This is a genomic window from Geobacillus sp. G4, assembly GCF_040327975.1.
Taxonomy (GTDB): domain Bacteria; phylum Bacillota; class Bacilli; order Bacillales; family Anoxybacillaceae; genus Geobacillus; species Geobacillus thermoleovorans.
Genome location: NZ_JBEPJY010000136.1, coordinates 1 through 243, shown reverse-complemented (window position 1 = coordinate 243; position 243 = coordinate 1). Strand labels below are relative to the sequence as shown.

Sequence of the window (243 nt, the reverse complement as noted above, 5' to 3'; positions counted from 1 at the left end):
ACAATAATATTGTCCATTTAATTTTAAAAAATGTACGGACAAAATGCTGTCATCAAGAAAAGGACCGTATTTGTCCAAAAATTGCGCTGTTTCTCTTTCAAAACCGTTGATATAGTCTACTTCTAAACCGATATGAATATCGATATCGCGTTTATATTGTTTTTTTAAGTCTAGCAAAATAGACAAGTAGCGGTCGATATCACTGAAGGGCATTGCGCTGTCCTTATCGGGAGTTGGATCAAC

The 243-nt window shown here is 35.4% G+C and carries 1 pseudogene; it reads right to left on the bottom strand.

Annotated elements, in window-relative coordinates:
* A pseudogene (locus ABS784_RS17250) lies at nucleotides 1-243 on the bottom strand (histidinol-phosphatase HisJ); the annotation flags it as partial.